Source organism: Vibrio sp. AH4, from assembly GCF_030710545.1.
Lineage (GTDB): Bacteria > Pseudomonadota > Gammaproteobacteria > Enterobacterales > Vibrionaceae > Vibrio > Vibrio metoecus.
On sequence record NZ_JALAIV010000001.1, the window covers coordinates 2,236,002 to 2,260,087 of the forward strand.

Here is a 24,086-nt window from a genome sequence, read left to right on the forward strand (position 1 = left end):
ACAAGTACAACGAACCCTCCTGTGGAGGGTTCAGAGCCATTTGAATGGCCAGCAGCATCTTTTAGTTCCTAAGCGACGGAAGCAAAAACATGAACAGTCTGTATCGTAAAGCCTTATCGCAAAGCCCTGCGCAATCTCAGGTCGATTTTTTTGATACGCGCGCGGCGGTCGAGGCGTTAAAACCGGGCGCATACCAAACTTTGCCTTACACGGCACGTATTCTGGCCGAAAACTTGGTTCGCCGCTGCCCACCGGAACAATTGAGCGAAAGTCTGCTGCAAATTATTGAGCGTAAACGCGATCTCGATTTCCCTTGGTATCCCGCGCGCGTGGTGTGCCACGATATTCTCGGCCAAACCGCGCTAGTCGATTTGGCGGGCTTACGTGATGCGATAGCCGATCAAGGCGGCGACCCCGCGCAAGTCAATCCTGTAGTAGAGACTCAGCTGATTGTTGATCACTCGTTGGCGGTGGAATATTCCGGCTGCGATCCTGATGCGTTTGAGAAAAACCGCGCGGTGGAAGACAGACGCAACGAAGATCGCTTCCACTTTATCGAGTGGTGTAAAACCGCGTTTAAAAACGTCAGCGTGATCCCTGCCGGTAACGGCATCATGCACCAGATCAACCTCGAAAAAATGTCGCCGGTGATACAAGTGAAAGAGGGCGTGGCTTTCCCTGATTCTTGCGTAGGCACGGATAGCCATACGCCGCACGTCGATGCTCTCGGAGTGCTGGCGATTGGTGTGGGCGGCCTTGAAGCGGAAACCGTAATGCTCGGTCGCCCTTCCATGATGCGCTTGCCAGATATTGTTGGCGTGAAACTGACCGGAGCGCGCCAACCGGGTATTACCGCAACTGATATTGTATTGGCCTTAACCGAGTTTCTACGCCGCGAGCGCGTGGTCTCAGCCTATCTGGAGTTTTTTGGCGAAGGGGCGAAAGCGCTGACCATCGGCGATCGCGCGACCATCTCCAATATGACGCCGGAATACGGCGCGACCGCCGGCATGTTCTACATTGATGAACAGACCATTCAATATTTAAAACTGACTGGCCGCGAGCCAGAGCAAGTCGCTTTGGTTGAAAGCTATGCCAAAGCCGCAGGTTTATGGGCGGACAGCTTAGAGCACGCGGAATACGAACGTGTGCTGGAGTTTGATCTCTCCAGCGTTGAGCGCAATTTGGCGGGGCCTTCCAATCCGCATCGCCGTTTACCGACCAAGGAACTGAGCGCGCGCGGCATTGCCATACCGACTCAGCAACGAGAAGCACAACAAGCGGAGGGCTTGATGCCTGATGGCGCGGTGATCATCGCCGCCATCACTTCCTGCACCAACACCAGTAACCCGCGTAACGTGGTCGCAGCAGGGCTGCTCGCCAAAAAAGCTAATCAGCTCGGCCTTAAACGCCAACCTTGGGTGAAAACCTCTTTCGCGCCGGGCTCGAAAGTCGCCAAATTGTATTTGCAAGAAGCTGGGCTGCTCTCTGAACTCGAACAGCTTGGTTTTGGGATTGTGGCGTATGCCTGTACCACCTGTAACGGCATGAGTGGTGCGCTCGACCCCGCGATTCAACAAGAAATTATTGAACGCGATCTCTACGCTACGGCGGTGCTGTCTGGCAACCGCAACTTTGATGGCCGTATCCATCCGTATGCCAAACAAGCGTTTTTGGCTTCGCCGCCTCTGGTCGTAGCTTACGCGATAGCAGGCACGATGCGTTTTGATATTGAGCGTGATGCGCTGGGTCACGATGTGCAAGGCAAACCGATTTATCTCAATGACTTATGGCCAAGTGATGAAGAAATTGATGCAGTCGTCGGCCGCGCGGTCAAGCCGGAGCAGTTCAAGCAGATCTATATCCAGATGTTTAAACTCGATGAGACACAAAGCGCGAGCTCACCGCTGTATGACTGGCGGCCGATGAGCACGTATATTCGCCGTCCGCCGTATTGGGAAGGGGCGCTCGCGGCATCGCGCACTTTGAAAGCGATGCGACCTCTGGCGATTTTGGGTGACAACATCACGACCGATCATTTATCGCCCTCCAATGCTATTTTGGCGAGCAGTGCCGCTGGGGAATACCTGACTAAAATGGGCGTGCCGGAGGAAGATTTTAACTCTTACGCTACCCACCGCGGTGATCATCTGACTGCGCAGCGCGCCACGTTTGCCAACCCGAAACTGTTTAACGAAATGGTCAAAGAAAACGGGCAAATCAAGCAAGGTTCTCTCGCGCGTATTGAGCCGGAAGGCAAAGTAACCCGCATGTGGGAAGCGATTGAAACTTACATGAACCGCAAACAACCGCTGATTGTGATTGCGGGAGCGGATTATGGGCAAGGTTCATCCCGCGACTGGGCGGCTAAAGGCGTGCGTTTAGCCGGCGTTGAAGCGATTGTTGCCGAAGGCTTTGAGCGGATTCACCGTACCAACTTAGTCGGTATGGGCGTACTGCCGCTGGAATTTAAAGTGGGCGTCAATCGCCACTCGTTAGCGTTGGATGGCACTGAGCTGTTTGATGTGGTGGGTGAGATCAAACCAGGTGCCGATTTAGCCCTAGTCGTGACCAGACAAAACGGCGAGAAGCTGGATGTGGCGGTGACGTGTCGTTTGGACACGGCCGATGAAGTGCACGTATACCAAGCGGGTGGCGTGCTGCAACGCTTCGCGCAAGACTTTTTGGCGCAGTAGGAGGCAGAATGAACGAGACAGTGTCACAAATTCGTATTCCTGCCACCTACATGCGTGGCGGAACCAGCAAAGGGGTGTTTTTCCGTCTGAACGATTTGCCGCTTGAAGCGCAGCAGCCCGGAGCTGCCCGTGATGCCTTATTGCTGAGAGTGATTGGTAGCCCTGATCCTTATGGCAAGCAGATTGACGGCATGGGCGGCGCGACATCGAGCACCAGCAAAACCGTGATTGTCAGTGCCAGTTCGCGTGAAGATCACGATGTGGATTATCTGTTCGGGCAAGTGGCGATAGATAAGCCGTTTGTCGATTGGAGCGGAAACTGCGGCAATCTTTCCGCTGCGGTGGGGCCGTTTGCGATCCACGCAGGGCTGATTCCCGCTGAGCGTATTCCGCACAATGGCGTAGTGGCGGTGAAAGTGTGGCAGGCCAACATCAGCAAAACCATTGTGGTGCATGTACCGATTGTCAATGGCGCGGTGCAGGAGTGCGGTGAATTTGAACTCGATGGCGTGACCTTTCCGGCTGCCGAAGTGCAGGTCGATTTTGTGGATCCTGCGGATGACAGCGGCACCATGTTCCCAACTGGTAATGTGATGGATGATTTGCAAGTGCCGGGTATCGGCACGTTCAACGCCACTTTCATCAACTCGGGTATTCCGACCATTTTTGTCGATGCCGAAGCGCTCGGCTATCAAGGCACTGAGTTGCAAGAGGCCATCAACAGTGATCCACAAGCCTTGGCGAAGTTTGAAACGCTGCGCGCGTATGGCGCACTGAAAATGGGGCTGATAGAGCACATCGAAGAAGCGCAAAACCGCCAACATACGCCAAAAATTGCTTTTGTCAGTGGCGCGAAAAGTTACTTAGCTTCAAGCGGCAAACAGGTAGAGGCTGACTCGGTGGATTTGCTCGTGCGCGCGCTCTCGATGGGCAAACTGCATCACGCTATGATGGGGACGGCCGCCGTGGCGATTGCCTCCGCAGCAGCCGTGCCGGGTACGCTGGTCAATTTGGCCGCGGGTGGTGGTGAGCGTACGTCAGTCACCTTTGGTCATCCCTCCGGCACCTTAAAAGTGGGAGCTAAAGCCAAACAGGGCGAGCAAGGATGGCAAATTGAGCGCGCGATCATGAGTCGCAGCGCCAGAATTCTAATGGAAGGATGGGTACGCGTTCCCGCAAATTACGCTGCCCTCAGTGAGAGCAAGGAGTAATGCGATGTCTGCCTATCAAGAGCAATATCAGTGGGCGAAAGAGCAGCCCGAAGCCTTCTGGCGCAAACAGGCGCATCAGATCGACTGGTTTCAACCACCGCAAACCATTTTGGCCAATGACGAACATGGTATTGAGCGCTGGTTTCCTGATGGCGTGCTCAATACCTGTTGGTTAGCGCTCGACTATCACTGTGAACAAGGCCGTGGCGATCACACGGCGCTGATTTACGATTCGCCCGTGACGGGTAAAAAGCAGCGCTACAGTTACTCGGCACTGCGTGACAGTGTCGCGAAAATTGCTGGCATGCTGGCCGCACAAGGGGTGAGCAAAGGGGATCGCGTGATCATCTACATGCCGATGATCCCAGAAGCGGCGATGGCGATGTTGGCTTGTGCGCGCTTGGGCGCGATTCACTCGGTCGTGTTTGGCGGCTTTGCGCCCAATGAACTGGCGGTGCGGATTGAAGATGCGGAGCCGAAAGTGATCATGACCGCCTCGTGCGGCGTGGAAATCAATAAGGTGATTCCCTACAAGCCCATGGTGGATAAAGCCATTATGGATAGCCGCTGGAAACCCGAAAAAGTCTTGGTTTATCAGCGCAGCGAATGCCGCGCTGAGCTCACTCATGCCCGTGATTTGGAATGGAACACGGTCGTGCAATCGGCCACGCCACACGGTTGTGTGCCTGTGCTCGCCACCGATCCGCTGTATATCCTTTACACCTCAGGCACCACAGGCAAACCGAAAGGGGTGGTGCGCGATAATGGCGGCCATGCGGTTGCGCTCAAGTATTCAATGCAGATCATCTACAACATGCCGCAAGACGGGGTGTTTTGGGCAGCTTCGGATGTGGGTTGGGTAGTCGGTCACTCCTACATCGTGTATGCGCCGCTGCTCCATGGTTGCACCACCATTTTGTATGAAGGCAAACCGGTACGCACACCCGATCCCGGCGCATTTTGGCGAGTGTGTCAGGAATACCAAGTGACTGCGCTGTTTTCTGCGCCGACCGCGTTTCGTGCCATCAAAAAAGAAGATCCAAATGGCGATTATTTAAAACAGTACGATTTGTCGGCGTTAACCACTATTTTTATGGCCGGAGAGCGGCTTGACCCGCCGACCTTGGAATGGGTACAAAGCAAAACGGGCAAGCCAGTGATTGATCACTGGTGGCAAACCGAAACGGGTTGGGCGATTGCCGGAAACCCAACGGGTCTTGAATCTATGCCTATTAAAGCGGGCTCGGCAACCAAACCGATCCCCGGTTATCAGGTGGAGATTCTTAATGAGCTTGGCGAAAACATGCCCGCCAACCAGCAAGGTTTTGTCGCACTGAAAAGGCCACTTCCACCGAGCTGCTTACCCACCGTGTGGCGCAACCATGACCGGTTTGAGTCGGGCTATTTGGCGCAATTCCCCGGTTACTATGTGTCCGGTGATGGCGGCTATCTTGATGAAGAAGGGTACCTGTTCATCATGGGTCGCATCGATGATGTGATCAACGTTGCGGGGCATCGACTATCGACAGGCGAGATGGAAGAGATTGTCGGCGCGCATCCGGCTGTGGCGGAATGCGCGGTGATTGGCATTCATGATGAGCTGAAAGGGCAGTTGCCACTGGGTTTAGTGGTGCTCAAAGATGGAGTGAAGATTGATGCACAAACGCTGGAGCAAGAGCTGGTCGCGAGTGTGCGCAATCAAATTGGTGCAGTGGCTTGCTTTAAGCATGCCATAGTGGTCGAACGCTTACCGAAAACGCGATCCGGCAAAATTTTGCGGCGTATCATCCGTCAAATCGCCGATGGCGAGAGTTACACCATTCCGTCGACCATTGACGATCCTATGAGCCTGAATGAGCTGGAAAACCTGTTTCAGCACTAAATTGATCCGGCTTTAGTTGCAAAAAAGCAGGCCATTATGTCGTTCACGTTTGTGGGCAGCATCATGGCCTGATTATTTGGGGCATCTATTAGAGCGATTTTTAGTTAACCATCTCATTGATGTGACACAGATAACAACCTGATTGCACAAAAACCCTACTGCCTAAGCTGATTTTTTATCGCACTTCCTATACAATTTCGCCCCACGATAAATTGATAACAATCACAAAATGACCAACTTCTCACTCTCGGCAGCCAACAGTGCAGATTTAGAGCAACTTAATCAGTTGATGTTTCAATTGCACGATGAGCACCACCAGCAATGCTCAGAGCATTTCAAAACCGCAGAGGAGATTGAGCAAGAGAAAAGCATTGCCCGTTATCTGGATGATCCTGAGTGCTTGGTGTACGTCGCGAAGCAACAAGATCAGATAGTGGGTTTTGTGACTGGACATTTTTGTGAGCTGGTTTCTACCGTGAGTCAGGCGGTAACAATGGGCAGTGTCGATGAGCTTTATGTGCTTCCGGCATTTCGTGGACAAGGGATTGCCAATCAGCTATGTCATAAATTAGAGCGCGTTTTCAAAGATTACGGGGTCAAACAAATGTTTGTTGAAGTATGGGATTTTAACCGTACAGCCCAAGATTTTTACCAGAGTTCAGGCTTTGTGCCACATATTCACTGGTTGCGTAAACCGCTTGTATAAGTCAGTTCGTTTTTTAAAAGGAAACAGTACCTTGTTGGCACATGTTCGCACAGTTTGGTTAGTGTTAGGTTTCATTCTGAGTTTAGGGCTCTCTTTTTCGGCCATGTCCAGCCAAGAAGAAGAGACAGCGTATCGCGGTGCGTTATGTTTGATCCGTGGCGATAATAAGTTAGTGATGACGCAAGAGGTATTGACTGGAAAACTTTCGCTGCCCGGCGGCACGATTGAGGCGGGTGAAACACCCCAAATGGCGGCTCAGCGTGAAACTTGGCAAGAAACAGGCATGGTGGTTGCGGTGGGGCGGTTACTTGGCCACACCCCTACGGCGTTAGTTTATGAGTGTATCAGTGAATCACAAGTGATCGCCTACGCGTACCAAAATGGGTTAGGAGGGTATGAGCTACCCATCTGGTTTGCGCCTGATTATGGCGTGGAAACGATCTCATCCATGCTGATCACCCCGAGTTATATCAAACCGAATCAGTATCGATATTCAGAGCAGTGGGCGTCTATTCTCTCGCTGTTCAACGTGAGTACAGATCAAGCCGTGGATTATGTGACTGAACTGCACAAAGCTGCTCCTCGATTTCAGCAAGTGGAATTGGATTGGCTCAATCAACTCCAATATGGGTTGGCGCAGTTGCAAAAGAGTATGCCTTGGCTGCAAAACATCATCCTCAGCGGAATGATCTTTAGTCTTCCAGTGATGGGATTAGTGCTATTTCCTTTAATTTATTGGCAGCTCGGTAAACCCTATTGCTACAAAATTTTGTTTGCGATGACGGTTACCTCATTGCTTTGTCTGGTTGCTCAGCAAGGTTTTTCTTTGCCAAGACCTCATGTTTACCAACCGGGATTAGAGCTGTTTCCTAGCTATGGTTTTGGGTTTCCTAATTTGCCGATTGCGCTCTGGGGTTGTTTAGGGGTTTTGTTGTGGCATGTGCGACAAGAGTTTACGCACCGCTGGGCTATGCGCATTTGGGCTGGGGTATTTATCTGGTTATCTTTTGCTTCGTTTTATTCAGGCAGTGCTTTTCTCAGCGATATTGCAGCGGGATCGTTGTTTGGTGGTTTAGTGGCATGGCACATTATTCGCCTCGATCTGAAACCGGGGGTTAATGTACAAAGTTTGTTGACCTCAAAGCCAGTTTGGTGGGGATTAACCATTGCTTGTGCGATTTTGTCGATTATCTGGCCACAACCCATTTTTACCCAGTGGTTGGCGTTTTTAGTCACTATTGCCGGTTTAGTGACGGTGCTGAAACCGATCTCGGCAGAATTGTCATTTCGTGAAGTGTTATTGATGATCGTTCTATTGCTGCTGGCGAATGAGGCGATTTCATTGGTAATTAGCCCGTTCAATCACAGCTCGCTGTATTCGTTGATCGGTGAAACATTGCGTTATCCGGCGCTGATTTTATTGTTTGTGCTATTGGCACGTCGTCGAGTGAAACCTTCACTGACCACACCAGTGCATTAACCGATTGGATGAATAAGGCATAAAAAAACCGGAAGCTTAGGCTTCCGGTTTGCTTTTCTGGAACAAGAGTAGAATTAGGCGGTGGTATAAGCACAAACGAATTCGGCAATTTTCACCATATCCGCAATCGCGATGTACTCTTCAGTGGTGTGAACTTTAGCCATACCGGTTGAGAGGTTTACTGTCGTTAAGCCTTTCGCGTTGAAGTTGTTGGCATCGCTGCCGCCGCCACTCAGTTTGGTTTTGGGTTCAATACCAATTGCCTCAAAGCTCGCTTTGATCGCTTGAATGTGAGCGTTATCTTCTTCCAACTTGAACGCGTTATAAGAACGAGTCGATTCAATCTCAACTTTTGCGCCATGTTTTTCCGCTGCGCGTTCAAAGGTTTCGATCATATGCTGAACTTGGGCTTCTAACTTCGTATCGTTGAGAGAACGCGCTTCGGCGACGATCTTGAGCTCAGGCATTACGATGTTCGTCGCCTGACCACCTTGTACGATACCGATGTTGGCGGTGGTTTCTTCGTCAATACGTAGCAGCTTCATTTGAGTAATTGCATCAGCCGCGACAGAGATCGCGCTGATCCCATCTTCTGGGACTAAACCCGCATGGGCAGGCTTACCTTTGATCAGCGCAACGATTTTTTGCTGACCCGGCGCGGCGCGAACGATAGTGCCGATTGGGCCACCGGTGTCGAGAACAATCGCTTTTTGCGCTTGTACTTTGCTCATGTCGAAGTGCTCAGAGCCTTTTAGGCCACCTTCTTCATGCACAGTGAAAGCAATCTCAATGGTTTTGTGTGCTTGTTGGTTGTCGCGTAGTGCGCGTACCGCTTCGAGAATTGCAGCAATGCCTGATTTGTCATCACCACCCAAAATCGTGTTGCCTTTCGAGCGAATAATTCCGTCTTCAATAATCGGCTCGATACCGTTACCCGGTTTTACCGTATCCATGTGGCAGCTAAATAGAATGCTGTCATCCAGTGTGCCTTCTAGGCGGGCATATAGGTTAAAACCGTTAGAAACCTCAGCAGGGACTGGTAGTTTGTGCACAGAGAAACCGAGTTCACCCAGCTGTTCAGCTAGGGTTTCAGAAATCTGCTTTTCATTACCCGATTCACTATCGATTTGAATCAGTTGTAGGAAGTGGTCAACAAGACGTTGGGTATTAATCAGGCTCATAGGAATACCTCTTAGGGAACAGAAGCTGACACCATGCCTGCAATCGAATTCACAAAAGATGCGTTAAATCAAAAAAAGTCTGAAAAGAAGAGGGGAAAAACGTGCTTGAGTGAAATGGCACTCATTTTGATGAATCGACACCTTGCGAACAGCGCTGATATCAATAACGAGTAACAATATTGTTACATTGTAAGCAATGCTTTACTGCTTGATTGAGCGTGGGAAAGAGTCTTTATGGGCTGTTGAAAATTAACTATATTTTAATATTCAATGGGTTGTGTTTATTTAATGCATGATATAGGAATGATTTTTCGCCAAGAGATAGCGCGACGTGATAAATGTAATCATTTTGTTACTTTTTTTGATTTAAATCAGCATGAAGCCACTTGAGAGCTTGGGATTTTCTTTACACACCATTTCAGCCATGGTTAGTGCAATCACACTCACCAAGGAAACGATGATGATGGATAGCGTAAACCCACTCGGTACTGATGGCTTCGAATTTGTGGAATACACGGCGGCGGATACGCAGGGCATTGCCAGTCTCAAACACCTCTTCACCTCTCTAGGCTTTGCCGAAATTGCAAAACACCGTTCTAAGGAAGCTTGGTTATATCGCCAAGGTGACATTAACTTTATTGTCAATGCGCAACCACGCAGCCAAGCCGAAGCGTTCGCCAAAGAACACGGACCTTCTGTTTGCGGTATGGCATTTCGGGTTAAGGATGCCGCAGTGGCACTCAAACATGCACAAGCCAATGGTGCAGTGGAGTACAAAACCGAGATTGGACCGATGGAATTGAGTATTCCAGCTGTGCTCGGGATTGGTGATAGCTTGCTCTATTTTGTGGATCGTTATGGCGATCGCAGCATCTATGATGTCGATTTTCATTTTTACCCTGACAGCAAAGAACGCCTTACGCAAGCGCAAGTAGGGCTGTACGAAATTGACCACCTCACGCACAACGTGAAACGCGGCAATATGAACCAGTGGGCAGGTTTTTATGAGCGCATTGGTAACTTCCGTGAAATCCGCTACTTTGATATCGAGGGCAAACTGACGGGTTTGGTGAGCCGAGCGATGACCGCGCCCTGTGGCAAAATCCGTATTCCGATCAACGAGTCTTCTGACGATAAATCGCAAATTGAAGAGTTTATTCGTGAGTACAAAGGGGAAGGTATCCAGCACATCGCGCTCAGCACGGACGATATTTACCATACCGTAAAGACCTTGCGTGAACGCGGTATGGACTTCATGCCAACGCCAGATACCTATTACGACAAGGTGAATCAGCGAGTGGCTGGACATCAAGAAGATGTTCAAGCACTGCGTGACTTACGTATTTTGATTGATGGTGCACCGATGAAAGATGGCATTTTGCTGCAAATCTTTACCCAAACTGTGATTGGGCCTGTGTTCTTTGAGATCATTCAGCGCAAAGGTAATCAAGGATTTGGTGAAGGTAACTTCAAAGCGCTGTTTGAATCGATTGAAGAAGATCAAATTCGTCGTGGAGTATTGACTGATGCATAAATGGATTACTTTTCCGCATCGTGAAGGCACTTGCTCAAGGCAAGCGCATGCGGATTTCCCAGAGCAGGCGATTTACGAGCGTGAGGCGGGGCGCAGTGGCTTTTTTGGCCCCGCGGCGCATTTTCATCACCAACATGCACCAACAGGTTGGAGTGAGTGGGAAGGCGAATTGCGCCCACGCGCGTTTAACTTCAACCATGTTGAGGGCGTCAATGCCTTATCCCCTTGGCAAGTGCCACTGTTACTGCACAACCATGAGGTAAAAGTGCGGGTGTGGAAACTTGCCCAAGCTATGCCAGTATTGGCGCGCAATGCGGATGGCGATGAACTGCTGTTTATCCATCAGGGTAAAGCCGATCTCTATTGTGACTATGGCCATCTGGTTGTCAGTGAGGGCGATTATGTGCTGATCCCGCGCTCGACCAACTGGCGGTTAGAGCCGATTGAGCCCTTGTTTATTTTGATGATTGAAAACACCGATGCAGCGTATTCACTGCCGGAAAAAGGCTTAGTCGGAAATCACGCGGTGTTTGACCCTGCGGTGTTGGATGTGCCTTCGATTAATGATCAATTCCGCGCGCAATACTCTGAGCAGCAGACGCAAGTACAGGTGAAACGTCATGGGCAGCTAAGCACCATTACTTTCCCGTTTAACCCATTGGATGCGGTGGGTTGGCATGGCGATCTTTCTGTGGTGCGCCTGAACTGGCGCGATATTCGCCCGCTGATGTCGCATCGCTATCATCTTCCGCCTTCAGCACACACCACCTTTGTCGGACAAGGCTTTGTGGTGTGTACTTTTGTTCCTCGTCCGATTGAAAGTGATCCCGGCGCACTCAAAGTGCCGTTTTATCACAACAATGATGATTATGATGAAGTGCTGTTTTACCACGCTGGCGATTTTTTCAGCCGCGATAATATTGAAGCCGGCATGGTGACCTTCCACCCAGCCGGTTTTACTCACGGCCCCCATCCGAAAGCGTTCCAAGCAGGCTTGGAATATCGCAAAAAATTCACCGATGAAGTGGCCGTCATGATTGATACCCGTCATGCGCTACAGTTTAGTGAAGCGGCGCAGCAGGTGGAAAATCGTCAATATGTTTACAGTTGGCAGAGCAAAAAGGAGTAGGGCGATATGAAGTTAGCGACCCTGAAAAATGGAATGCGTGATGGTCAACTGGTGGTTGTGAGCCGAGATTTAAGCCTGTGTGTTGCCGTGCCTGAGATTGCCAGCACTTTACAGCAGGCTTTGGATAATTGGGATGCGGTGGTGGACTCACTGCAAGATGTCTATTTCGCACTGAATGAACGCACCATTACTGCCCGTTTGTTCGACCCAGAGCAGTGTTTATCTCCGTTGCCTAGAGCCTATCATTGGGCGGATGGTTCCGCTTACGTTAACCATGTGGAATTGGTGCGCAAAGCGCGTGGCGCAGAAATGCCCGCCAGTTTCTGGACCGATCCTCTAATGTATCAAGGTGGTTCGGATACGTTTTTAGCCCCACGAGAGCCGATTGTGATGGCTGATGAAGCGTGGGGTATCGATTTTGAAGCGGAAGTGGCGGTAATCACTTCGGATGTCGCGATGGGTAGCGCCCCACAAGATGCCGCGCAAGCCATTCGGCTGTTGATGCTGGTGAATGATGTATCACTGCGAGGCTTGATTCCGAATGAGCTCGCGAAAGGCTTTGGTTTCTATCAATCCAAACCCTCTTCGGCTTTTTCACCTGTTGCGGTGACTCCGGATGAGCTTGGTGAAGCATGGGATGGTGCGCGCCTTGCTCTCCCATTACGCACCACTTATAACCAAGAGTTGTTTGGTTGTCCCAATGCGGGCGTGGATATGACGTTTTCATTCCCTGAGCTCATCGCGCATGCAGCGAAAACGCGCGCGTTGTGTGCCGGTTCCATTATTGGCTCGGGTACGGTTTCCAATAAGCAGGGTACCGATTATGGCAGCGCGATCCGTGAAGGTGGTGTGGGTTATTCCTGTATTGCGGAGCTGCGGATGATTGAAACGCTGCGTGATGGCAAACCGCAAACGCCATTTATGCAGTTTGGAGATACGGTGTGTATTGAGATGTTCAACGATCAGCAACAAAGCGTATTTGGGGCGATTGAACAGCGTGTACTGCCACACAACAAGGAGACACAATGAGTTTGATTCTTTATGGATACTGGCGATCTTCTGCGGCTTACCGAGTGAGAATTGCGCTTAATATCAAACAGTTGGCGTATGAGTCGCGTGCTGTGCATTTGAATAAAGACGGTGGGGAACAGCATCATGCCGAGTTTCATCGCCTCAATCCTAGCGAGTTGATTCCAGTGCTCATCGATGGTGAGCTCTGCTTGAATCAATCGCTGGCGATTATTGAGTATTTGGATGAAACCTATCCCGAACCCCGTTTGATCCCAGAGCGAGGTGCCGAGCGTTATCAGGTGAAAGCGTTAGCGTTAGACATCGCAGCGGATATCCATCCGATCAATAATTTGCGGATTTTGCAGTACCTTTCCGCAGAATTTTCGGCTTCGGACGATGAGAAAAATCATTGGTATCGCCATTGGATTGACAAGGGCTTTCTCGGGCTGGAAGAAAAGTTACGCCAATGTGCAGGGATATACAGTGTGGGCGATATTCTGTCACTGGTTGACGTCTGCTTAGTTCCACAAGTGTACAACGCTGAGCGCTTTGATTTGGATATGAACCGTTACCCCACACTCAAACGGGTGGCTGAAACGTTACGGGCCTTACCCGCTTTTGAGCGGGCGGCACCTGATCGTCAGCCTGATGCTAGTTGAGCTGGCACGCTAGAGTTTATCTCAGAGGCTTCATCGGCAAATTTCTGTGCGATAGCGATGAAGCTCTGTTCTTCGGCTAAAAATGCGTCGATGACCATAGGGTCAAAATGCGAACCTCGGCCTTGCAGAATAATTGCTTTTGCTTGTTCATGGCTCATCGGCTCTTTGTAGACGCGGCGACAAATCAAAGCATCATACACATCGGCAAGCGCCATTAAACGTGCACTGAGTGGAATGGCTTCTCCTCTTAACCCCATTGGATACCCCGAACCATCCCATTTTTCGTGGTGACCGATGACGATCTCTTTAGCCACCCTGATCAGTTCAGTGCACGCCCCAGAAAGCTTTTCTGCTTTCTCTAGCGCAAGTTTACCCAGCAGTGCGTGATTACGCATGATGGTGAATTCACTCTCTGTGAGCTTTCCTGGTTTGAGCAGTATGTTGTCAGGAATGCCCACTTTACCAATATCGTGCAGGGGAGCGGCTTTAAAGTAAGTATCAATGACCCTCGGAGTGAGTATGTCTCGGTATTTTTCTAAACATGCCAAACGTTCTGCCAGCACCTTAACATAGTGCTGCGTACGCAACAGATGATTTCCCGTTTCAGGATCGCGTGTTTCCGCTAGGCTTGCTAGAGCAAACACGACGGCATCCTGCATCCGATCTAAGTCACCAGAGCGGCGTAGCACTTCGGTTTCCAGATAATCGTTTTGATTGAGCAGAATATCTTTGGAAAGCTTGTTTTGTAGATGAGTTTGCACGCGCGACTTGAGCAATGGGATGCTGACGGGCTTAAAAACGTAGTCTACCGCGCCAAGTTCGAAACCGAGTTGTTCATCTTCCGGATGGCTTTTGCCAGTGAGGAAAATAACCGGAATGTGCTGTGTTTTTGGGTTCTGTTTGATTTGGTGAATAACTTCATACCCCGACATCTCAGGCATCACAATATCCAGCAACACTAAATCAATCGGATGTTGAGCCAATATTTCTAACGCAACCTTACCTGATCGTGCAGCTTTAATACGATAAAACTGCGCCAAGCCTTGTGACATAAAAGCAATATTGTCGGGAGAGTCATCGACAATCAGTATTGTGCATTGGGTCAAATCTTCCATTGACATGTGAACTATCCTATTCACCACAAAGTTTAGGGGATTACGATTAAAATGGCGTTCATTGCATAAACTATAGCTAAACTTTGGAAATAAGCTGCACAGAATCCTGTGTTGATAAGGAGATAGCATGCGCTCAATCAAGGCGATATTTGCATTACTATTTTGTTTGATGGCGGTGCTAGCCGTGGCGATGTTCACCGTCACTCGGCAGGTGGCCGATCTCCGAGTTGAGAGTCATCAGCATAGTGAGCAGCTTCATCGGTTTTATCGCTTATCACAAGAATTAAAACAGAGCTCAGATCATCTGACCAAATTTGCCCGTGCCTATGCAAGTACAGGGAATGAGCGTTGGCTACGCTTGTTTAATCAAGTATTGGATGTGCGTAACGGTAAATTGGCGGCGCCCTCCAATAATGATTACGAGTTTTGGGATGTGGTCGTGCTCAGCGATACCAATGAGTTGGACCAAAGTGGAAACCAGCGTTATCCATCGCTGATTGAGCGTATTCGACAATCCGGGATCGACGCTGTCGAGTTTTTGGAGCTACAAAATGCTCTTTCTTTGTCTGACCAACTCGTTGCGCTTGAGCGTGAAGCCTTTATGGCCGTTAAAGGGTGGAAGAAAGAGTTTGCCGGAGAGTATCGTTACACTGGTGAGCCAGACTTGAATTTCGCCCGTTCTTTACTCTACAGCGAAAAGTATTTTCTTGAAAAAGCTAAGATTATGGCCGCGATCGGTTCTGCACACGGCAACATCGTGCGCAGGATTCAGTCTCAAGCCAACGCGGCGGATGAGAAAGCGCAATATTATGAGCGGATCAGCCTTGTGCTAGTGAGCTTATTGCTGTCGGCGATTATTGCTTCCTTCGTTTTACTGTGGATGGTGTATGTGGCGCCGTTAACCACGTTATTAAAAACCGTGGTTAAGCAAGTTCAGAGTGAAGATTACGAGTTTACGCTCACTCAAAAAGCGTATGGCGAGTTACAACGCTTCATCGACAGTTTGAATGTGGTCTTTCACCACATAGCAGAGCAGCTGAGCTTTAATACACTGGTCAAAGACTTCAACATCATCATCCGTAATAACCCGACCACTGAAGCACTGTGCAATCAGGTTACTCAGTTTTTACTGCATCAGTTTCCGGTCGAGTTCATTGGCCTGTATATCTATCATGAGGGCGTGTTAGTGCGGGTGGCCGGTGTGGGGCAAACCGAATCCGCGCAACGCGAATTTAGTGATCCAACTACCACCCATTTTAGTGTGCTGCGTTCAGGTAAACCCTATGCGATGAGATCACTGAATGGCCATTTCCAAGTTGTTTCGACTTCGGGGATGATCGCGCTGAATGAGGTGTATTACTTGCCTCTGCATGTAAATGGTCAGCCTATCGCGCTGCTTGAGCTTGGCACGGTGGGCATGCTAAGTACCCAACACTACCATTGGTTATCGCAGATGCTTGATGATCTTTCGGTTGCGATTCAACTGACGCAAAATGCGGAACAGCAACGTTTAGCTGAACGTAAAGTGCTTGAGCAGTCCCAACTTAATCAAGAAATTCTCGATGCAACCCCGAACCCGATGTACTGCTTGAACCCTGAAGGGCTTTATTTGACCGTTAACGCTAAGTTCTTGGATCTGGTTGGGTTTGAACGGCAAGAGGTGATAGGAAAATCGCCACATGACATTTTCTCACCCGTGGCTTCCCAGTGTTTCTCCGAAGCTCATCGGGCATTGGCACAGCAGCAAACTAGCCGAAATTATGAAGTGTCCTTGCTTGATCAGAAAGGAGAGCAACGGGAGTTATTGGTGTATGAAGCTTCTTTTGGCGATCATCTAGAGCAGGTGCATGGCATTGTTGGGATTTTGCTAGATCTCACGGAGCGTAAACGGATGGAGGAAGAGTTACGGGACGCTAAAAAAATGGCGGATGCGATGAGTCAAGCCAAAGGTGATTTTTTGGCCAATATGAGTCATGAGATCCGCACGCCGATGAATGCCATTCTTGGCATGGCACATTTGGCACTTAATACTCCGCTTGATACCACTCAGCGCAAATACGTGACACGGATTAATGAATCTGCCAAAAACTTACTCGGCATTATTAATGACATCCTCGACTTTTCCAAAATGGAAGCAGGGAAACTGCATGTTGAACGGATTGATTTCAATCTTGATGATGTACTCGACAACCTCATCTCTGTGATCTCTTTGAAAGCGCAAGAAAAAGGCATTGAATTTTTGATGGATATTGACCCGCATATCCCGCTTGGTTTGATTGGTGATCCTTTGCGCTTAGGGCAAGTCATGGTTAACTTGTGTGGTAATGCCGTGAAGTTTACCCACCAAGGTGAAATCGTTATCTCAGCACGCGTTCGTCAATTGAATGAACAACAAGTCACGCTATTTTTTGCTGTGAAAGATACGGGAATTGGAATTACCCAAGAGAAATTGGCGGGTTTGTTTAACGCTTTCTCGCAAGCCGATAGCAGCATTACGCGCCAATATGGCGGTACAGGGCTTGGCCTAAGCATCAGTAAACAGTTGGTGGAACTGATGGGCGGGGAGATCGCGGTACACAGTGAAGAGGGAAAAGGTTCTACCTTTGAATTTTCCGTGGTGTGTGGGCTGCAAGAGGCGAAAATGCGTGATATCGCCCAGCCTGTGCATGGACTCGCGGATAAGCGAGTGTTGGTTGTTGATGATAATGATTCTGCACGGAACATTTTAGATTCGTTACTGACGGCGATGCGTTTTAATGTGGTTACCGTGAGCAATGGGTTTGAGGCATTGTCGGAAATTCAACAAAAACCGTTTGATATGTTGTTTGTTGACTGGAACATGCCGGGAATGAACGGTATCGAGCTGTTAACCCGAGTGAAATCCCTCGGGTTGCGTGAACAAACCAAATGTTTCCTCGTCACGGCGTATGGGCGTGATATTCATCTTGATAGTGAAAACAGCAAACTGGTTGATTCGTTGATTGTAAAACCAGTTAACCCCTCAAATTTGTTGGATGCGATTGTCACCAGCTATGGTATTGACCATGTGCGGCATAAACAAACAGAAGTGCACCAACATCGCAAACCTAATTTTGCCGGGCAAACCCTGCTGCTGGTTGAAGATAATGAAGTTAACCAAGAAGTGGCGTTAGGGCTGTTACAAGAAACAGGGCTTAGTGTGATAGTGGCCAACAATGGGCAAGAAGCCTTGCAAAGGTTGGCCGAGAAATCGTTTGATCTGGTTTTGATGGACATGCAGATGCCGGTGATGGACGGGATTACCGCCACGAAAAAAATTCGCGCAGATGAGCGTTGGAAAACGCTGCCCATCGTAGCGATGACCGCGAATGCGATGGCGACCGATATTGAACGCTGCACTCAAGCGGGGATGAATGGTCACCTGTCTAAACCGATTGATGTCGATAAGTTTTATCATGTACTCAAACAGTTCTTAACATGGACGGAACCCGAAGAGTCTACGGCGCACCATTCACTTCAAGCGACATCGATAGTGGCATCTCAGAAGTTGCCTGACTGGCTGCCAAATCTCACCGGAATTGACCTTGAACAAGCGATTTTCCGCATCGGGGGTAATCAACAGCGTTATTTTGAAATACTGCGTCATTTTATTGATAGCCAACAACAAGAATTAGACAACCTATCAGGGTTGATCGCCGAGCGAGATTGGGAAGCGGCAACGCGAGTCGCGCATACATTAAAAGGGTCATCAGCGAATTTAGGGTTCGATTCACTCACTCAATTCGCTGCGAGTTTGGAGCATCGCTTAGAGCAGCAGATGGAGCCCAATAAAGAAGATATACAACAAGCACAAAGACTTTTGAACCAGGTGAATGATGAGCTAGCGATGTGGGAAACGCAGCACCATGAACCAGAATGCCAAGCGAGCATGGATTGGCGCATGTGGTACCAACAGTTATGGCAGGCGATCAATGATTATGATGTGGTGGCTTTGAATTTGAGTAAACCAATTCGCCAAGTGTCAGCTTGGAATCCCACACAACAAGAGGCCTTGATCAGCGCTCTTGAGAACTTCGATTATGAACGTGCAAAAGAGTTATTAGAGGAATATCCGGAGCCATAAAACGGATAACGCTGGAATTCCTTGCATATAAAGGGGAGTTCCAGCGCATCGAAGGACGAGTTATAGGCTCGCGAGCACCGTTTCCGCTTTGCTCAGTTCATAGGTTTTAGGTGGTTCAACATTAAGTAGCGTCACCACATTATTTTCGATAACCATCGCGTAACGTTGAGAGCGAACACCGCCAAAATTGCCAGTATCCATTTCTAAACCCAGAGCTTTGGTAAAACTGGCATCACCATCGGCAAGCATAAGAATCTCACTCGCGTTTTGGGCTTCACCCCATGCTTTCATTACAAAAGCATCGTTAACCGAAACACAAGCAATCGCATCGATACCTTTCTCTTTGAATTTGTCAGCGAAGACCACATAACCAGGTAAGTGCGCTTCTGAACACGTTGGAGTAAAAGCACCGGGAACGGCAAAGAGTACGACTTTTTTGTTCGCGAATAATGTTTTTACTGAATGCGTTAATGTGCCTTCGTTGGTGCGTTGGCTTAGTTGTGCATCAGGTAACGTTTGTCCAATTTGAATCATCATAGTTTCCTTAAGTCAGGTGGAATACCTTGTAGGCCATCATGTGAGAGGGCATGGGTACAGACCCAAGTAGTGTAGAACGATACGAGGCAAACAAACACAGAGTGTTATTAGGGGTATAACGTAAAGCCCTCGAAGTTGGGTATCGATTACACCTGATTACCAGCAATGATCACCATTTCGATTGAATTTATGGCTAAATCCACAGATTGAGTTTATTTTTCATAATGATTTGTGTACGACAAAATTGAGATAAAACCCATGAATAGTGTGATCAGAAAATAGATAATCAGTCGCTTCGATTGACGGTCTAATAAAAACTATTGAACCCTTGATCGGATAAAAGGAATGTTACAACGTCGAATTACGAAGGAACGTTACTGTCGTAAACAATGTCAGAAAAACCTCAGCCGCTTTCAAGCAAGTGCACTGAGGAAGGTTAGTCTTCAAATAACAACTAATCCGCTTATCGTTATCGGTGAAGCGGCGCTTTGCGTTGCGCCTAAATGATGAGTGTTGAATAAAATGATCCAGACTAATGCGAGAAATCCCTCTTTTTTGGGTGTCGGTTTCGAGTGTGAAGGACAATTAGAATAATGAAAGGAATTAGGCTTTTGGCTTGCTACTGGCTGCAGGTGTGTTCTATCACCATGCTGCTGTTTACGTTTTCCGCTTACGCTGTAGTAGAACACATTTCAGACTATTTCGTGGAAACGTGGACCTCAACGGATGGTTTACCGCACAACAGCATCAACAGCGTGGCACAAACCCGTGATGGGTATTTGTGGTTTGCAACTTGGGAAGGGGTGGTTCGTTATAACGGTATCAATTTTCAGTTATTTGATCGTAACCCACAGACAGGCATGGATGACTCTGGCACGCGAACCTTATTGGCAATGGAAAATAATGGCTTACTTGTTGCGGGGGCGCGAGGAAGTATTACCCAAAGACTCAGCTATGGCTGGCACTCTTTCCGTTCTGCGCCCAGTTTGGTGAATGGCGCGTTAATGGATGCTGACCAAAATTTATGGTTGGCCATTGAAGGCTTAGGCGTGATGATCCGCCCCTATTTAGGTAAAGGCGAATATGGTAACGACCAATGGCTACTGACGGGCGTTAGCGCTTATCGTTTAGTGAAAAACCAGCAGAATGTTGTTTTTGTGGCAACAGATAAAGGCTTATATCGATTCGATGAGCGTAAACCTTCGGTGGTTGATCTTCCGAAAGGACGTTACCAACGAGTTAACTATGTGTCGATCGACTCGAATCAAGCACTGGTCGTGGCTACGGAGCACGGTGTATGGGTTGAGGACGAAGAAGGTTTCCAATCGCTGTTTCCGCCGCTCGAAAAGGAGTCTGTCACTTTGGCTGAGCAAGATCGCGCAGGAAACTGGTGGATAGGCACCGTGAATCGAGGTATCGCTCGCCTTAAAAATCAGCAACTGCAATTTTTAGAGCCTAATCGGGGATTGCCCCACAGCCGAGTATTGTCTTGGTATCAGGATATTGAAGGCAGTATTTGGGTGGGGACAAATGCGGGGCTGATGCGCCTGCGTGATGCGCCATTCATTAACATCAACAGTGACAAAGGCTTGATCGGTGACTACGTGCGAACCTTGCTGCCTCTTGATGATGAGCGCGTGATGGTTGGTACCAGTCGAGGATTGAGTATCATTGAAGATGGTCTGGCACACAGTGCACTAATGCCCCATGTGGGCTCTCGACCGTCTGTTTTGAGCCTTGCTCATGCCAGTAATGTGAACGGTGGAGTATGGGTTGGAAGTGTGCAACGAGGTTTGCTACTTTGGCAGCATGGACTACTCCATCCGGTATTGGATGAAAACAAAGGTCTTCCGAGTAATGAAGTCAGAGCCATTGTGGATGATCAAAAGGGTAACTTATGGATCGGTACTCCGAATGGCATCGTAAAGCGCACCTCGGAAGGTGATTTAATTACCTACAATAAGCGGAATTCTCCCCTTCCTGATGATTACATCATGGGATTAAGTCTCGATGCACAAGGTCAGCTTTGGGTAGGAAGTGCGGTTGGCGTGGCTTATTTCGATACTCAAGGGCAAATTCATCTCGTCGATTTAACCAAGATGGAACGCGCTCAGTACGTTTTTGGGTTTTATATGGAACCAGATTATGTCTGGATGGCAACGGATCGAGGTATTGTTCGTTACCGGATGAGTGACAGACAACTCTCCCTGGTGGGGCGTGCGGCGGGCTTACCGATTGATAAGTTCTTCCAAATGCTGCGAGATAATGAAGGGCATGTTTGGCTATCAAGTAATCGTGGGGTGTGGAAACTCAATTACGATCAAATGTTGGCCGTTGCCGATGGCATCAGTAACAAGGTTGAGTTTGAGCATTTTGATGAAGGCGATGGCATGGCGACCAGTCAAGCCAATGGTGGAACCAATCCAGCCTCCGCCACATTACCCAGTGGTGAACTCTTTTTTGCCACCGCAAAAGGAGTCGCCAGTATTGAGGTTCAGCGCTTACAACAATTGAGTGAGCTGCGTTTGCCAGTGGTGATTGAGTCCGTCAGTTTTGACAGTGAAAGTATTAATCCAGAGACACAACATGTCGCGGCAGCGGGGACTAACCGAGTCAGCTTCAACTATGTTGGATTGGGTTTTGTGATGTCGGAACGTTTGCAATATCGAACGAAGCTAGAGGGCTTTGACCAAAATTGGTCGTATCGAGGGCAAACGACGTTAGCGGAATACACCAATTTGGCCCCCGGTAATTACCAGTTTTTTGTGAGTGCTCGGTACCCATATGGCGAATGGAACGATGCCACTTACGTTTACCGTTTTACGATTGAACCGCATTTCTGGCAGCGGAAAGAGGTGATCGTGTTGGCGGGAATGCTTGTCTTGGCTTTTGCTGTTTCAGTGGTGATGTGGCGAATTCGAGCGCTTAAACGTCGTGAATTATATCTGGTGGAGCAGGTCGCTCTGCAGACTCACAAACTGCGTTTACAGGCCGAGAAATTCGAAAAACTGTCCAAAGAAGATGAGCTTACGGGTTTGGCGAATCGTCGTGCGTTTGATCTGTATCTCAAGCAAGCCTTCTCGCGAACGGATAACCCGCCGCAACAAGTGAGTATCGCTTTACTCGATATTGACCACTTTAAACAGATTAATGATCGTTATTCACACATTATTGGCGATCAGGCGATTATCGCAGTCTCCCAACAGTTACTCGAATATGTGGGGGATAAAAAACGAGTAGCACGTTGGGGCGGTGAAGAGTTCACCATTCTCTTTTTCGGTGAGCCTAAAAATGCTTGGAGTTATTTCGAACATTTGCGGCGTAATATTGAACAGATGGATTTTTCGAGCATTGCGCCAGGATTGGCCGTCACGGTGAGTGTGGGCTTTGCGGACGGTAGCCAAGCCGAGAATTATGAGTCTGCTTTGAAATTAGCCGATCATGCGCTGCTGACAGCGAAAAAGCTGGGGCGTAATCGTGTGGTGAAAAGTGAAGAGTGGCAAATGAAAAGCGGTCTCCGTTGAGACCGCTTTGAAAAACACTTAGCGTGAGAAGAAAACGCAAAATGTCTCAGGCTATAGCACTTTGCACGCAAAGCCTTTGAGATAGAAACCTTCAGGATAAGCGGTGTCGGTCGGATGATCCGCCGCTTGCTCGAAACGCTCGACGAACTTAACGTCACGCCCTGCATCCAACGCGGCATCGGCAATGATTTTCTGGAATAGCACTTGTTCCATCAAGCCGGAGCAAGAGTAAGTCAGCAGTGTGCCACCTGGCTTGAGGATCTGCATCGCCAACATGTTGATGTCTTTATAACCGCGACAAGCGCCATCGAGTTGAGCTTTTGATTCGGCAAACTTAGGGGGATCCATGATGACGACATCAAAGCGTGTACCTTGATCACGGTATTCACGTAGCAGCTTAAAGACGTCGGCATTCAAGAATACGGCGCGTTTCTTACTGATATCAAAACCGTTGAGTTCGGCGTTGAGTTTTGCCGTATCCAAGGCCGGTTGTGACACATCCGCGTTAATCACACGTTTCGCTTCACCTTTTAATGCGTATAAACCGAAACCACCGGTGTAAGAGAAACAGTTCAATACGTCTTTATCTTTGACGTATTTCATCGATTGGAAACGGCTATCCCGTTGATCCAGATAAAAACCAGTTTTGTGACCGCCGACAATATCAACGCTGATTTTGACGCCATTTTCTTCAATAACGACCGATTTAGGTGGCAGTTCACCATGCAACACACCAACGCGTTCTTGCAAACCTTCTTTTTTACGCACGGCCACATCAGAACGCTCATAAACATGGCATTCAGGAAAACAGTGCACAAGAGCTTCAACTAAAGTCTGCTTTTGATATTCCGCCCCCGCACTTAACAGTTGGCACACTAGGTAGTTTTGATACTTGTCGATGGTAATGCCGGGTAAACCGTCTGATTCTGCGGCAATTAAGCGGTAACCTGTTAAGCCATCACGCTCAATAATATCGTTACGCAGCAGTTGGGCCTGCTCAATACGCTTAATGAAGAAATCACGATCGATCGGCTGTTGCTCAAAGCTCCAGACACGTGCGGTGATTTGTGAATGTGGTGAGTAGGCGGCTTTGGCTAACCATTTACCCTCAAAGGAATAAACATCGACGGTTTCACCTAATTCTGGTGTCCCTTCGACTTTGCTGATGCCACGAGAAAAAATCCATGGGTGTTTACGACGCAAAGATTTGTCTCGACCTTTGACCAAATAAATTGCAGGAGTCATTACGCTACTCAGATGGAAATAGAAATGGGCGGCTATTGTCGTGGAACTGAGTAAGAAAAGCAAAAGAAAAGAGC

The 24,086-nt window shown here is 48.7% G+C and carries 14 protein-coding genes and 2 pseudogenes; 12 read left to right on the plus strand and 4 right to left on the minus strand.

Features of this window, described 5'->3' with window-relative positions; all coding sequences use genetic code 11:
- The first annotated feature begins 89 nt into the window (after positions 1–89).
- The 5 genes from acnD to MKA69_RS10495 all read left to right on the plus strand — a co-directional run bounded on the left by acnD (position 90) and on the right by MKA69_RS10495 (position 7,975).
- Positions 90–2,696: a Fe/S-dependent 2-methylisocitrate dehydratase AcnD gene (acnD, locus tag MKA69_RS10475; RefSeq protein ID WP_305847978.1), complete on the plus strand. Its 2,607-nt coding sequence runs from the start codon at positions 90–92 to the stop codon at positions 2,694–2,696.
- An 8-nt stretch (positions 2,697–2,704) separates the two neighbouring features.
- Positions 2,705–3,907: a 2-methylaconitate cis-trans isomerase PrpF gene (gene prpF / locus MKA69_RS10480; protein WP_305847979.1), complete on the plus strand. Its 1,203-nt coding sequence runs from the start codon at positions 2,705–2,707 to the stop codon at positions 3,905–3,907.
- A gap of 4 nt (positions 3,908–3,911) precedes the next feature.
- Entirely contained in the window at positions 3,912–5,789 is a 1,878-nt protein-coding gene (locus MKA69_RS10485; protein WP_305847980.1) for a propionyl-CoA synthetase, read from the plus strand.
- A 229-nt stretch (positions 5,790–6,018) separates the two neighbouring features.
- The gene (locus MKA69_RS10490) at positions 6,019–6,495 is read left to right on the plus strand and encodes a GNAT family N-acetyltransferase (RefSeq protein WP_000181109.1); all 477 of its coding nucleotides are present in this window, start codon (positions 6,019–6,021) and stop codon (positions 6,493–6,495) included.
- Between the two features lie 31 nt (positions 6,496–6,526).
- On the plus strand, positions 6,527–7,975 hold the full coding sequence (locus MKA69_RS10495) for an NUDIX domain-containing protein (protein ID WP_305847981.1): 1,449 nt from the start codon (positions 6,527–6,529) through the stop codon (positions 7,973–7,975).
- A gap of 74 nt (positions 7,976–8,049) precedes the next feature.
- Here MKA69_RS10495 and MKA69_RS10500 read toward each other — a convergent pair whose 3' ends face one another.
- Positions 8,050–9,156, minus strand: coding sequence for a tripeptidase T (locus MKA69_RS10500; RefSeq protein WP_095458810.1), 1,107 nt, complete (start codon positions 9,154–9,156; stop codon positions 8,050–8,052).
- Positions 9,157–9,616: 460 nt separating this feature from the next.
- On the opposite strand from MKA69_RS10500, the gene hppD reads away from it, so the two are divergent.
- Genes hppD through maiA form a run of 4 tightly spaced genes read left to right on the plus strand, consistent with a single transcriptional unit; the run spans position 9,617 to position 13,489 of the window.
- Positions 9,617–10,690, plus strand: coding sequence for a 4-hydroxyphenylpyruvate dioxygenase (hppD, locus tag MKA69_RS10505; protein ID WP_055064581.1), 1,074 nt, complete (start codon positions 9,617–9,619; stop codon positions 10,688–10,690).
- Positions 10,683–11,819 carry a homogentisate 1,2-dioxygenase gene (locus tag MKA69_RS10510; protein WP_305847982.1) on the plus strand — a complete coding sequence of 379 codons (1,137 nt, stop codon included), beginning with the start codon at positions 10,683–10,685 and terminating at the stop codon, positions 11,817–11,819. Before hppD ends, MKA69_RS10510 begins: the two co-directional genes overlap by 8 nt.
- 6 nt (positions 11,820–11,825) lie before the next feature.
- On the plus strand, positions 11,826–12,848 hold the full coding sequence (locus MKA69_RS10515) for a fumarylacetoacetate hydrolase family protein (protein WP_305847983.1): 1,023 nt from the start codon (positions 11,826–11,828) through the stop codon (positions 12,846–12,848).
- The gene (gene maiA, locus MKA69_RS10520; protein WP_095457449.1) at positions 12,845–13,489 is read left to right on the plus strand and encodes a maleylacetoacetate isomerase; all 645 of its coding nucleotides are present in this window, start codon (positions 12,845–12,847) and stop codon (positions 13,487–13,489) included. Before MKA69_RS10515 ends, maiA begins: the two co-directional genes overlap by 4 nt.
- On the opposite strand, the gene MKA69_RS10525 is transcribed toward maiA, so the two are convergent.
- A complete protein-coding gene (locus MKA69_RS10525) occupies positions 13,471–14,610 on the minus strand; it encodes a two-component system response regulator (RefSeq protein ID WP_305847984.1) in 1,140 nt (379 codons plus the stop codon). The two genes, maiA and MKA69_RS10525, sit on opposite strands and share 19 nt — an antisense overlap.
- A gap of 121 nt (positions 14,611–14,731) precedes the next feature.
- Between MKA69_RS10525 and MKA69_RS10530 the strand changes: the two are divergent.
- A pseudogene (locus tag MKA69_RS10530) lies at positions 14,732–18,059 on the plus strand (response regulator); the annotation flags it as partial.
- Between the two features lie 71 nt (positions 18,060–18,130).
- A pseudogene (locus MKA69_RS18210) lies at positions 18,131–18,706 on the plus strand (Hpt domain-containing protein); the annotation flags it as partial.
- A 60-nt stretch (positions 18,707–18,766) separates the two neighbouring features.
- Here MKA69_RS18210 and MKA69_RS10535 read toward each other — a convergent pair.
- Positions 18,767–19,240 carry a peroxiredoxin gene (locus tag MKA69_RS10535; RefSeq protein ID WP_305848240.1) on the minus strand — a complete coding sequence of 158 codons (474 nt, stop codon included), beginning with the start codon at positions 19,238–19,240 and terminating at the stop codon, positions 18,767–18,769.
- A 596-nt stretch (positions 19,241–19,836) separates the two neighbouring features.
- Between MKA69_RS10535 and MKA69_RS10540 the strand changes: the two genes are divergently transcribed.
- The gene (locus tag MKA69_RS10540) at positions 19,837–22,767 is read left to right on the plus strand and encodes a ligand-binding sensor domain-containing diguanylate cyclase (RefSeq protein ID WP_305847986.1); all 2,931 of its coding nucleotides are present in this window, start codon (positions 19,837–19,839) and stop codon (positions 22,765–22,767) included.
- 51 nt (positions 22,768–22,818) lie between these two features.
- Here MKA69_RS10540 and MKA69_RS10545 read toward each other — a convergent pair whose 3' ends face one another.
- On the minus strand, positions 22,819–24,012 hold the full coding sequence (locus MKA69_RS10545) for a class I SAM-dependent methyltransferase (RefSeq protein WP_305847987.1): 1,194 nt from the start codon (positions 24,010–24,012) through the stop codon (positions 22,819–22,821).
- Positions 24,013–24,086 lie beyond the last annotated feature (74 nt).

What these genes read in the sequence shown, in the direction of transcription:
- MKA69_RS10540 (WP_305847986.1), top strand. Translation starts at nt 19,837, where the DNA reads ATGAAAGGAATTAGGCTTTTGGCTTGCTACTGGCTGCAGGTGTGTTCT.
- acnD (WP_305847978.1), top strand. Translation starts at nt 90, where the DNA reads ATGAACAGTCTGTATCGTAAAGCCTTATCGCAAAGCCCTGCGCAATCT.
- MKA69_RS10485 (WP_305847980.1), top strand. Translation starts at nt 3,912, where the DNA reads ATGTCTGCCTATCAAGAGCAATATCAGTGGGCGAAAGAGCAGCCCGAA.
- MKA69_RS10490 (WP_000181109.1), top strand. Translation starts at nt 6,019, where the DNA reads ATGACCAACTTCTCACTCTCGGCAGCCAACAGTGCAGATTTAGAGCAA.
- MKA69_RS10510 (WP_305847982.1), top strand. Translation starts at nt 10,683, where the DNA reads ATGCATAAATGGATTACTTTTCCGCATCGTGAAGGCACTTGCTCAAGG.
- MKA69_RS10545 (WP_305847987.1), bottom strand. Translation starts at nt 24,012, where the DNA reads ATGACTCCTGCAATTTATTTGGTCAAAGGTCGAGACAAATCTTTGCGT.
- MKA69_RS10535 (WP_305848240.1), bottom strand. Translation starts at nt 19,240, where the DNA reads ATGATTCAAATTGGACAAACGTTACCTGATGCACAACTAAGCCAACGC.
- MKA69_RS10500 (WP_095458810.1), bottom strand. Translation starts at nt 9,156, where the DNA reads ATGAGCCTGATTAATACCCAACGTCTTGTTGACCACTTCCTACAACTG.
- hppD (WP_055064581.1), top strand. Translation starts at nt 9,617, where the DNA reads ATGATGGATAGCGTAAACCCACTCGGTACTGATGGCTTCGAATTTGTG.
- maiA (WP_095457449.1), top strand. Translation starts at nt 12,845, where the DNA reads ATGAGTTTGATTCTTTATGGATACTGGCGATCTTCTGCGGCTTACCGA.
- MKA69_RS10515 (WP_305847983.1), top strand. Translation starts at nt 11,826, where the DNA reads ATGAAGTTAGCGACCCTGAAAAATGGAATGCGTGATGGTCAACTGGTG.
- MKA69_RS10525 (WP_305847984.1), bottom strand. Translation starts at nt 14,610, where the DNA reads ATGTCAATGGAAGATTTGACCCAATGCACAATACTGATTGTCGATGAC.
- prpF (WP_305847979.1), top strand. Translation starts at nt 2,705, where the DNA reads ATGAACGAGACAGTGTCACAAATTCGTATTCCTGCCACCTACATGCGT.